General features: G+C 57.5%; 1 pseudogene. It reads right to left on the bottom strand.

What is annotated here, in order from left to right:
- Nucleotides 1–221 (bottom strand): annotated as a pseudogene (locus E0702_RS18805) (PAS domain-containing protein); the annotation flags it as partial.

The raw sequence follows: 221 nt of genomic DNA, 5'->3' as shown, positions 1-221 counted from the left end.
ACGGCGTTGAGTTGTTTCTCGATGCTCAGTGTGGAGCTGTCGATATCGCGGTCCGACATCGCCTTCTGGATGCCGATGAAATAGTGACATTTGCCGTCGTCTGATTTGACCGGCGCGATGATCAGTCGGTTAAGGAACGGCTCGCCACTCGCGCGGTAGTTCAGGATGTCGACAGTCACGTCCTCTTCGCGCTCCATCGCGCGGCGCAACTTCGCAACCTC

Origin of the sequence: Halomonas marinisediminis, assembly GCF_004347715.1 — a bacterium.
In the GTDB taxonomy this organism is placed as follows: Bacteria; Pseudomonadota; Gammaproteobacteria; order Pseudomonadales; family Halomonadaceae; genus Halomonas; species Halomonas icarae.
This window is presented reverse-complemented; position numbering and strand designations above follow the sequence as displayed.